This is a genomic window from Streptomyces coffeae (genome assembly GCF_016741875.1).
Classification (GTDB): Bacteria; Actinomycetota; Actinomycetes; order Streptomycetales; family Streptomycetaceae; genus Streptomyces; species Streptomyces coffeae.
Genome location: NZ_JAERRF010000068.1, coordinates 1 through 10,724, shown reverse-complemented (window position 1 = coordinate 10,724; position 10,724 = coordinate 1). Strand labels below are relative to the sequence as shown.

General features: G+C 72.1%; 2 protein-coding genes. Both read right to left on the bottom strand.

What is annotated here, in order from left to right; translation table 11 throughout:
* Positions 1-718, bottom strand: a 718-nt coding sequence (locus JK363_RS40575; RefSeq protein ID WP_201883351.1) for a beta-ketoacyl synthase N-terminal-like domain-containing protein, incomplete at its 3' end; no start/stop codon positions are given.
* A gap of 140 nt (positions 719-858) precedes the next feature.
* Positions 859-10,724, bottom strand: a 9,866-nt coding sequence (locus JK363_RS44515; RefSeq protein ID WP_372444955.1) for a type I polyketide synthase, incomplete at its 5' end; no start/stop codon positions are given.

Genomic DNA, 10,724 nt, shown 5'->3' with positions numbered 1-10,724 from the left:
CCGGCGTCGACATCACCGTGACACCGCCGACCAACGCCAGTTCACACTCGCCCTTGTGCAGCGCCTGCACCGCGAGATGCAACGCCACCAGCGACGACGAACACGCCGTGTCCACCGTCACCGCGGGACCTTCGAGACCGAAGGTGTAGGAGAGCCGACCGGAGATGACACTCGCCGAGATTCCGGTGCCCGCGTATCCCTCGACGCTCTCCTGCGCGGCCATCAACAACGCGGCGTAGTCCTGGCCGTTGGTGCCGACGAAGACACCGGACCGGCTGCCCCGCACCGAGTTCGGGTCGATACCGGCCCGCTCGAACGCCTCCCAGGAGGTCTCCAGCAGCAGCCGCTGCTGCGGGTCCATCGCCAACGCCTCACGCGGCGAAATCCCGAAGAAACCCGGGTCGAACTCCAGCGCGTCGTGCAGGAAGCCACCTTCACGCGCGTAGGTGGTGCCCCAGTGGTCGGGGTCCGGGTCGTACAGCGACTCCACGTCCCAACCCCGGTTGGTGGGGAACCCGGACACCGCGTCCGCACCGGACTCAACAAGACGCCACAGGTCCTCCGGCGACTCGACCCCGCCGGGGAAACGGCAGCTCATGCCGACGATCGCGATCGGCTCGCTGGCCTTCTCCTCGACCTCGCGAAGCCGTTGCCTGGTCTGCCGCAGGTCCGCGGTCAGGCGCTTCAGGTAGTCGAGGACCTTGTCGTCGTTCGACATGTGCGTGCTACCCCTCCGGGTGAGAGTCCGTACCCGTCTTGATGAGAGTCCGTGCCGGCTGATCTTGGTCAGAGTCCGTACGGGCTGATCTGGCCAAGAGCCCGTATGGGCTGATCCTGGTGTGAGTCCGTACCGGCTGATCAGGACTTTCCGAGTTCCTCGTCGATGATGTCGAACACGTCGTCCAGCGTTGCCGAGCTCAGGTCGTCCACCGCGGCGGACTCGGTCTCCTTGTCGTCCCATGTGGACAGGAGCGACCGGAGCCTCAGCCGGATGTCCCCGACCAACTCGTCGTTCGGGTCGAGCTTGGAGATGGTGATCGTCAGCTTGTTGAGTTCGCTGAGCACCGCGGCGGCGGGCGTGCCGGGGTCGGCGAGCACCGTCGTCCGCAGGTGGGCCGCGAGCGCCGCCGGGTTCGGGTGGTCGAACACCAGGGTGGCGGGCAGTCGTGAGTCGACCTCGGCGTCGAGCCTGTTGCGCAGTTCCACGGCGGTCAGCGAGTCGAAACCAAGTTCCTTGAACGCCCGGTCCGCCCCGACGGCCTCCGGTCCCGCGAAGCCGAGTACGGCCGCGGTGTGAGTGCGGACGAGGTGCACCAGCGCCCGGTCCTGCTCCGCCTCGGTGAGGCCCGCGAGCCGCTGGGTGAGCGGAACCGTCCCGGAGCCGTCGCCGGACCGCGCGGACCGGCGGGCGGGGGTGGGAACCAGACCGCGCAGCAGCGGCCGCACCTGCTCCGGATGGGCCCGCAGCGCGGCCAGGTCGATCGCGGCGGGCACCGCGGTCGCGGCGCCGGTCGCGCGCGCCGCGTCGAACAGCGCCATGCCGTCCTCGGAGGACAGCGGGACCATGCCGCCCCTCGCCATCCGCTGCACGTCGGCGTCGTCGAGGTGGCCGGTGATGCCACTGGCCTCGGCCCACAGACCCCAGGCCAGCGACGTCGCGGGCAGCCCGGCCGCCCGGCGGTGCTGCGCGAGCGCGTCGAGGAACGCGTTGGCGGCCGCGTAGTTGCCCTGGCCGGGGCCGCCGAAGACACCGGCGGCGGCGGAGAACAGCACGAGTGCCGTGAGGTCCATCCCCGCGGTCAGCTCGTGCAGGTGCTGCGCGGCGTCGGCCTTGGGGCGGAGCACCGCGTCGATGTGCTCCGGAGTCAGGGACTCGATCACGCCGTCGTCCAGTACGCCCGCCGTGTGCACGATAGCGGTCACGGGGTGCTCGGCCAGCAGTGCGGCGACCGCGTCGCGGTCGCTCATGTCACACGCCACGACCACGACCCGCGCGCCCAACTCCTCCAGTTCCCGGCGTAGTTCCTCCGCGCCCGGCGAAGCCGTGCCGCGCCTGCCGGTCAGCACCAGGTTCCGTACTCCGTGGCGGGTGACGAGGTGCCGCGCGGTCACACCGCCGAGCACGCCGAGACCACCGGTGATCAACACCGGGCCATCGGGGGCGAACGCCACCGGTTCGGGTGCGTCGGCCGGAGCGGCGAGCCGTGCCAGCCTGGCCACCGAGGCGACGCCGTTCCGGACCGCGACCTGCGGCTCCCCGGTTGCCACCGTGGCGGGCAGCCTGCGCAGCGACTTCTCGTCCCCGTCCACGTCGACCAGTACGAACCGCGCCGGGTGCTCCGACTGCGCCGACCGCACCAGGCCCCACGCGGGAGCGCGCACCAGGTCCGGGACGTCCTCGTCCGGCCCGGCCGCCACCGCGCCGCTCGTCAGCAGCACGAGCCGCGACTCGGCGAACCGGTCGTCCGCAAGCCACTTCTGGAGCAGGTCGAGGGTGCGGCGGGTCGCCTCTCGGGGGGTCGTCGCGCCCTCGCCCGGCGTCACGGCCACGCACCGGGGCACGGGCGCGCCGCCATCGACAGCGGCCAGCAGCGCGGCCAAGTCGCCGTGCTCGTCGACCAGTTCACCGGCCGCAGTGAGCGCGTGGGCCAGCCGGGCGGTGTCGCCGCCGAGCACCGCCCACGTGCCGATGTCGGGAGCGGCGTCCGGCATCGGGACCCACTTCACCTCGAACAGCGAGTCGCGGTGTGCGGACCGTGCGAGGTTGAGCTGATCGGCCGAGAGGGGCCGCAGGCTCAGCTCGTCGACGGTGGCGACCGGTTCGCCGGAGCCGTCGGCGACCAGCACCGCCACGGCGTCGACGCCGACCGGCGTCAACCGGACGCGCAGCGCCGTCGCTCCGGTGGCCAGCAGCCGCACCCCGGCCCATGAGAACGGGAGCCCGTCCGAACCCACCCCGAGCCCGATGGCGTGCAACGCCGTGTCCAGGAGAGCCGGGTGCAAGCCGAAGCCCTCGTCCGCGAGACCGTCCGGCAGCACCACCTCGGCGAACACCTCGTCGCCCTTGCGCCAGGCCGCGCGCAGGCCCTGGAAGGCGGGGCCGTGGTCGAGGCCGGAGGCGGCGACGGTGGCGTAGTGACTGGCCAGCTCGACCGGCTCGGCCTCGCTCGGCGGCCAGGCGACGAGGGTGTCGGTGACGGGTTCCCCCTCGGCCGCCAGAGCGCCGGTGGCGTGGCGGGTCCAGTCCCCGCCTTCGTCCCCTCGGGAATCCACGGTGAACGCCCGCTTGCCCGAAGCGTCCGGCCCGTCGAGGCTGAGCCGCACCTGGACGCCGTCCCGCTCGGGCAGCACCAGAGGCGCCTCCAGCACCAGGTCGTCCAGCGACACGTAGCCGACGTGGTCACCGGCGCGCAGCGCGAGATCCACGTAGGCCGCGCCGGGGAGTACCGCCGCGCCCAGGACGCGGTAGTCGGTGAGCCACGGGTGGGTGCGCAGGGAAAGCCTGCCACTGAATACGAGGCCCTCGGAGTCCGCGAGTTCGGTGACGGCGACGAGCACGGGGTGGTCCACCCGCCCCAGCCCGGCCGAGGTCACATCGCCGGACGCGGTGTGCGTCGTCGTGGGCCAGAAACGCTCGCGCTGGAACGGGTACGTCGGCAGGTCCACCTGCCGCGCACCGGAGAGCTCCCACGCGCCGAAGGGCTCCCCATCCGCCCGGCCGCCGCGGACGAACAGCCCGCCCGCCGAGGTCACCAGCCGGGCCAGGCTCCCGTCCCCGCGCCGCAACGAGCCGACCACCACGCCGTCGGCGCCGACCAGTTCGCCCAGCCCGGCCACCAGCACCGGGTGCGGGCTGACCTCGACAAAGGCCGTGAAGTCCGCCGCCACCAGAGCGGAGACGGAGTCCGCGAACTCCACCGTCTGCCGCAGGCTCTGGTACCAGTACGTGGCGTCCATCTCACGGGTGTCCAGCCACCCGCCGGTCAGGGGGGAGAAGTACGGCACGTCACCGGAACGCGGCGACACATCCGCCAGCCCCTCCAGGAGTTCCGCCTCGATCCGCTCGACGTGGTGGGAGTGCGGGGCGTAGTCCGCCAGGACCCGCCGCGCCCACACCCCCCGCTCGGCGCAGACCTCCACCAGCTCGTCCAGCGCGGCGACATCACCGGACACGACGACCGAGGCGGGGCCGTTCACCACGCCGACCGCGAGCTGCCCTTCCCACCGCGCCAGCAGCTCCCGCACCGCGTCCACACCGAGCGCGACCGACACCATGCCACCCTGGCCGGACAGCGCGGTCAACGCCTTGCTCCGCAGGACAACCAGCCGCGCCGCGTCGTCCAGGGACAGGGCGCCCGCGACACACGCTGCCGCGATCTCGCCCTGCGAGTGCCCCAGCACGGCGCTCGGCTCGACGCCCCACGACCGCCAGGTGGCGGCCAGCGACACCATCACCGCGAACAGCGCGGGCTGGACGACGTCCACCCGCTCCATCAGGTCGGAATCCCGGATCGCGTCCAGCAGCGACCAGTCGACGAACGCTTCCAGCGCCTCCGCGCACTCCTCCATCCGCGCGCGGAACACCGGCGAGGACTCCAGCAGCTCCAGCGCCATGCCGACCCACTGCGAACCGTGGCCGGGGAACACGAACACCACACCGTCACCGCGGTTCTCCGCCACACCGGTCACGACGTTCGGCGCCTCACGGCCGTCGGCCAGAGCGGTGAGACCGGCGAGGAACTCCTCCCGGTCCAGCCCCACCACCACGGCGCGGTGGTCGAACTTCGAGCGGGACCGCAACGAGTGGGCGACATCGGCGACGGACACGGCCGTCTCGTGCGCGAACTCCTCGCGGAGCCGGGACGCCTGTTCCCGCAGCGCCTCGCCGGACCGCGCCGACAACACCCACGGCACCAGCCCGTCGTACGCCGGCTCGGGAGCTTCCTTCTGCTCGACCGCGGGTGCCTGCTCGATGATGGTGTGCGCGTTGGTTCCGCTGAATCCGAACGACGACACACCGGCCCGCCACGGCCGGTCCACGGCAGGCCAGTCACGCTGATCGGTGAGCAGCTCCACCGCGCCCGCCGACCAGTCCACGTGCGGCGACGGCTCCTCCACGTGCAGGGTGCGGGGTAGCACACCGTGCCGCATGGCCATCACCATCTTGATCACACCGGCGACACCGGCCGCGGCCTGGGTGTGGCCGAGGTTCGACTTGATCGAGCCGAGCCACAGCGGCTGGTCGGCGGGGCGGTCCTGGCCGTAGGTGGCGAGCAGTGCCTGCGCCTCGATCGGGTCACCCAGCTTCGTGCCGGTTCCGTGCGCCTCGACCGCATCCACATCGGACGGAGCGAGGCCCGCACTGGCGAGTGCCTGCCGGATCACCCGGCGCTGTGATGGTCCGTTCGGTGCCGTCAGACCGTTGGACGCGCCGTCCTGGTTCACCGCGGAACCCCGCACCACGGCCAGCACCTGGTGGCCGTTGCGTTGGGCGTCCGACAGCCGCTCGACGAGCAGCATCCCGATGCCCTCGCCCCAGCCCGTGCCGTCCGCGCTGTCGGCGAACGCCTTGCACCGGCCGTCCACCGACAGCCCGCGCTGGCGGCTGAACTCGATGAACGCACCCGGCGTGGACATCACCGTGACGCCACCCGCGAGCGCGAGCGAGCACTCACCCGACCGCAGCGCCTGCACCGCCAGATGCAGCGCCACCAGTGACGACGAGCACGCCGTATCCACCGTGACGGCGGGACCTTCAAGACCGAATGTGTAGGCCAGCCGACCGGACATGACGCTCGCCGCGCTGCCCGTCGCCACGTGCCCACCCACGTCCTCGGCGGCCCCGTCCAGCACCAGGCCGTAGTCCTGCACGTTCGAGCCGACGAATACGCCAACCCGCTCGCCACGGACCGCGTTCGGGTCGATACCGGCCCGCTCGAACGTCTCCCAGGAGCTCTCCAGCAGCAACCGTTGCTGCGGGTCCATCGCCAGCGCCTCACGTGGCGAAATCCCGAAGAAGCGCGCGTCGAAGTCCGCCACACGGTCGAGGAAGGCACCCATGCGGCTGTACGACGTGCCCACACCCGAGGGGTCCGGGTCGTACAGCGACTCCAGGTCCCAACCACGGTCGGCCGGGAACTCCGACACCGCGTCCCCACCCGACAGCAACACCTGCCACAGGTCCTCCGGGCTCGCCACACCACCGGGGTACCGGCACGCCATCGCCACGATCGCGATCGGCTCATCGGTCACCCCCGACACGGCGACCTCCGGCGCCGGCAGCGACCCGCTGTGCGGTTCCAGGACCTCCGTCAGAAGGTGCTCGGCCAGCGCCGCGGGGGTGGGGTAGTCGAAGACCACCGTCGCGGGCAGGGTCAGGCCGGACGCGGTCGTCAGCCGGTTGCGCAGTTCGACGGCGGTCAGCGAGTCGAAGCCCAATTCGCGGAATGCCCGGTCGGGTTCGACGGCGCCGGCCGAGGTGTGTCCGAGGACGGTGGCGGCCTGCGCCACCACCAGCCCGCGCACCAGTTCCCGCTGCTTCGCCGCGTCCAGGCCGGTGAGGCGGCGCCGCAGCTCCGCCCCGTCCTCGTCGGCCCCATCGGACTCGGTGGTCCGGTCCGCGACCGCGGCATGCGCCTCGGCCAGGTCGGCCAGCAGCGGGCTGGGCCTGCCGATCGTGAACGCGGGGGCGAACCGCTCCCAGTCCACGTTGACGACGACCGTGCTCGCCGTGCCACCGGCGACCGCGTCGGCGATGGCACCCACCGCGAGTTCCGGCGGCAGCGCCGGGAGCCCGCGCCGGGACAGTTGCCGCTGCGCCTCGTCGTCGGCCATCCCGCCCCCGGCCCAGGGGCCCCAGGCCACTGCCGTCCCCGGCAGACCGCGCGAGGTGCGGTGCTCGGCGAGCGCGTCGAGGTAGGCATTGGCAGCGCTGTAGGCGACCTGGCCACCGCTGCCCCAGATACCGGCGATCGAGGAGTAGCACAGGAACGCGTCGAGCGGCGTGTCGGCCAGCAGCTCATGCAGGTGCGCGGCACCCGCCACCTTCGCGGTGACCACGTCCGCGAAGCGTGCGAGGTCGGTCTCCTCGACAGGAGCACTGTCGTTGAGACCCGCGGTGTGCACAACGGCGCGGACCGGGTCATCGGCGGCAGCCAGGCTGTCGAGCAGGGCGGCGAGCCCGTCCCCGGCGGCGATGTCGACGGCGGCGACCGTGACGCGCGCGCCCAGCTCGATGAGCTCGGCCTCCAACTCCGCGGCGCCCTCGGCCTCAGGACCGCGACGGCTCACCAGCACGACGTGCTCGGCACCGTGCGCCGCCAACCACCGCGCAGCCCTGGCGCCCAGGGCGCCGAGACCGCCGGTCACGAGGACCGTGCCACGCGGGGTCCAGCCGGGGCCGGCGGCGGCCCGGCCGGCCCGCCGGAGCCGACGCGCCAACACACCGGACCCGCGCACGGCGACCTGGTCCTCCGATCCGCCCAGCAGGCCGCACAGCCGAGCGGCCACCTGCTCGTCCACCGTCTCCGGCAGGTCGACCAAGCCGCCCCAGCGACCGGGGTGTTCCAACGCGGCGGCCCGGCCGAGGCCCCACACCATCGACTGCGCGAAGCCCGCGACCGCGTCACCCGCGGCCGCCGACACCGCACCCGACGTCACGCACCACAGCGGCGCCTGCACGTCCGCGTCACCGAGCGCCTGGACCAGCGCGAGGGTGGCCGCCACACCGTTCGGCACCGCGGGGTGGTCGGGGTGCGGCGCCTCGTCGAACGCCAGCAGCGACAGGACACCGCTGACCTCTTCGTGCGCGACGGCTGCGCGCAGTGCGTCGGCCAGCCCCGCGCGATCCGCTTCGTCGACCTCGACCTGGACCGCGAGGAGCGCCAGGTCGCGGTCCTCCAGCAGCCTGCTCAGCGTGTCGGCGCGCTCGTCACCCGCGGGTGCCACGACCAGCCACGTGCCCGACGGGGGTGTCGTCGCAGGGTGGCTCACAGCCTTCCAGTCAACGGCGTAACGCCACTTGTCCACAGTGGACTTCTCGCGACTCTGGCGCCGCCACGACGACAGCAGCGGCAGCACGGTGCGGAGCGAATCGGTCACCCCGTCGTCGGTGATCCCCAGGGACGACGCGAGTGCCGTCGTCTCCTCGCTGTCCACCGCGGCCCAGAACCGCGCCTCGTCCGCGTCCGGCGCGGCCCCGGTGTTACTACCGGGCCGAGCGTCCAGCCAGTAGCGCTGGTGCTGGAAGGCGTATGTCGGCAGGTCGACCCGCCGGGCCCCGCTGCCCGCGAAGTAGGCGGTCCAGTCAACCGCCACGCCCTGCGTATGCAACGCGGCGATCGTGGTGATGAGCGCGAGCTCCTCGGGCCTGTCCGCACGCAACGCGGGCAGGAACACCGCGTCGGGTGCGCTGCCGAGACCGAGAGCGGCCAGCGTTCCACCCGGCCCGATCTCGACGAACACATCGGCACCCTGCTCGCGCAGCGCCGTGACCGCGTCGTGGAACCGCACCGATTCGCGGACATGCCGCACCCAGTACTCGGGTGAGGCGAGTTCGTCGGCGGTGGCCAGCGTACCGGTCAGTGTGGACACGATCGGGATCGTGGGTGCCTCGTAGGACACGCTCTCCAGCACTCGGCGGAACTCGTCGAGCATCGGGTCCATCAGCGGCGAGTGGAACGCGTGGCTGACGCGGAGACGCGTTGCCTTCCGACCCGCCTCGCGCCATCGTTCGGCAACTGCCTCGACGTCGGCCGCCTCGCCGGAGACGACTACTGACGTCGGCCCGTTGACCGCGGCGATGTCCACGGTGTCGGGCAACTCGGGCGCGACCTCGGCCTCGGTCGCCTGGATGGCCACCATCGCGCCACCCGACGGCAGCGCCTGCATCAACCCGGCACGGGCGGATACCACCTTGGCGGCATCAGCCAACGACCACACGCCGGACACGTGCGCGGCGGCCAGCTCACCGATCGAGTGGCCCGCCAGCGCCTCGGGTCGGATGCCCCAGGACTCCAGCAGGCGGAACAGCGCCACCTCGACCGCGAACAACGCGGGCTGGGTCACCCCGGTCTCGTTCAGGGCATCGGCGTCCTCGCCGAACAGCACCTCACGCACCTGCGGGTCGAACGCGCCCAGCGCCTCGTCCAAGGCGTCGGCGAACACCGGGAATCGAGCAGCCAGTTCACGCCCCATCCCCAGGCGCTGCGACCCCTGACCCGAGAACAGGAAGCCCAGCCGGCGCGATGCCGCCTCACCCATCACGACACCCGGCTCGTCCCGCCCCTCGGCGAGAGCGGCGAGAGCCGACAGGAACTCGGCAGGATCAGCGGCGACCACCACCGCACGGTGGTCCAACGCCGACCGCGAGGTCGCGAGCGAGTAGCCGACATCAAGGGGCGCATGCTCGTCCACGATGGACATCAGACGCTGAGCCTGGCCACGCAACGCACCCTCGTCGCCCGCGGACAACACCCACGGCACCAGTCCGTCGTACGCCGGCTCCGGAGCTTCCTTCTGCTCGACCGCGGGTGCCTGCTCGATGATGGTGTGGGCGTTGGTTCCGCTGAATCCGAACGAGGACACACCGGCTCGCCATGGCCGGTCCGCAGCAGGCCACTCACGCTGATCGGTGAGCAGCTCCACCGCGCCCGCCGACCAGTCCACGTGCGGGGACGGCTCGTCGACGTGCAGGGTGCGCGGCAGCACACCGTGCCGCATCGCCATCACCATCTTGATCACACCGGCCACGCCCGCGGCGGCCTGTGTGTGACCGATGTTCGACTTGATGGACCCCAGCCACAGGGGCTGGTCGGCGGGGCGGTCCTGGCCGTAGGTGGCCAGCAGCGCCTGCGCCTCGATCGGGTCACCCAGCTTGGTTCCAGTGCCGTGCGCCTCCATCGCGTCCACATCGGACGGAGCAAGACCCGCGTTCGCCAACGCCTGCCGGATCACCCGCTGCTGCGACGGACCGTTCGGTGCCGTGAGGCCGTTGGACGCGCCGTCCTGGTTCACTGCCGAGCCGCGGATCAACGCCAGCACGGGGTGGCCGTTGCGCTGCGCGTCCGACAGACGCTCCACGAACAGCATGCCGACGCCCTCGCCCCAGCTGGTGCCGTCAGCGGCGGCGGCGAACGCCTTGCACCGGCCGTCCACCGACAGCCCGCGCTGGCGGCTGAACTCGATGAACGCACCTGGCGTGGACATCACCGTCACGCCACCTGCCAGCGCGAGCGAGCACTCACCCGACCGCAGCGCCTGCACCGCCAAGTGCAGGGCGACCAGGGACGATGAGCACGCCGTGTCCACCGTGACGGCGGGGCCTTCAAAGCCGAACGTGTAGGAGAGCCGACCGGATGCCACGCTGGCCGCGTTGCCGGTCGCCACATAGCCACCGACGTCCGCGGCGGCCTCGCCCAGCACCAGACCGTAGTCCTGAGCGTTCGAGCCGACGAACACGCCGACGTGCTCACCGCGCAGCGTCGCCGGGTCGATCCCAGCCCGTTCCAGCAGTTCCCAGGAGGTCTCCAGGAGCAGCCGCTGCTGCGGGTCCATGGCCAGCGCCTCGCGCGGAGAGATTCCGAAGAAGCCCGCGTCGAACCCGCTCACGTCCGACAGGAACGCGCCCGAACGCAGATAGGTGGTCCCCACCGCGTCCGGGTCGGGGTTGTACAGCGCGTCCACGTCCCAGCCGCGATCGGTGGGGAACTCCGATACCGCGTCTC